2 protein-coding genes are annotated in these 1,104 nt (G+C 40.2%); both read left to right on the top strand.

Features of this window, described 5'->3' with window-relative positions; all coding sequences use genetic code 11:
* Positions 1–432 (top strand): IclR family transcriptional regulator (locus RTK36_RS06835; protein ID WP_312045552.1); only part of this gene is annotated, 432 nt, incomplete at its 5' end.
* A 149-nt stretch (positions 433–581) separates the two neighbouring features.
* On the top strand, positions 582–1,104 hold a 523-nt coding region (locus RTK36_RS06830; RefSeq protein WP_334308123.1), incomplete at its 3' end, for a 3-methyl-2-oxobutanoate hydroxymethyltransferase.

Below are 1,104 nucleotides of genomic sequence, written 5' to 3'. Positions count from 1 at the left end.
ATCGTTTATGTTGACAAGATTGAGAGCAATTCTGCTATAAAGGTTGGCATTAAAACTGGAACAGCCCTTCCTATGTATTGTACTGGAATGGGGAAGGCGATTCTTGCTTTTCTTCCAGAAGAAACTCAAAATGAAATTATGAATAACACAAGCTTTCAAATGCGTACGGAAAAGACGCTTCCCAGTAGGGAAGCCCTCATTGACCAGTTAAAGCTTGTCAGAAAAAATGGTTACGCCAAAGACGGAGAAGAATTTGTTGATGGACTTATTTCTTTTGCTGCACCAATTTTTGATTTCAGGAATAACCCTCTTGCTGCCCTCAGCATATCCATGCCGAAGCTTAGATACAACGAAGAGGAAAACAGGGAGTATTATGTAAGTCTTGTAAAGAATACGGCGTCAGTACTGTCTAAAGAGTTAGGAAAACGATAATTTATTATGTGAATACATTTAATAAGTAAATAACTCTTGGCAGTGTAAAAAAAAGCACAATTGGTGATAGTCTTGGTTTTTTTCATGCCAATCGAAAAATTCTCTGATGTTTTATTAGGTACTAAAACTATAAAAGGAGGGGTAAGACCATGGCAAAAGTAAAAATGACGGTGGGAGATTTCAAGAAATTTAAAAAGGAGGGAAAGAAATTTAGCTTTGTAACCGCTTATGACTATACAACAGCGACTATCGTTGATGAAAGCGATTGCAACATTATCCTAGTAGGAGATTCCTTAGGTATGATTATGTTGGGTTATAAGGGGACAGAATCTGTAACAATGGATGATATGGTGCATCACATTCGCCCAGTGGTAAAGGGTGCTCCCAATACATGGATTATTGGAGATATGCCTTTTGGGTCCTATATTACACCAGAAATTGCAGTTGCCAACGCTGTTCGCCTCATCAAGGAGACAAATTGTGACTGCGTGAAACTGGAGGGCGGTGTTGAGATGCTCCCACAGATTAAAGCGATCGTAGGAGCTGGCATCAATGTCATGGGGCACATTGGACTCACACCACAAACAGCCTCTTCCTTGGGAGGATTTAAGGTACAGGGTGGCACGTCTGAAAGCGCGGCAAAGCTTATTAAGGATGCGGTAGAATTAGAAA

Source organism: Anaerotignum sp., assembly GCF_031981185.1.
GTDB lineage: Bacteria > Bacillota > Clostridia > Lachnospirales > Anaerotignaceae > Chakrabartyella.
Note: the sequence above shows the minus strand (reverse complement) of the source record. Positions and strands in the feature narration are given on the sequence as shown.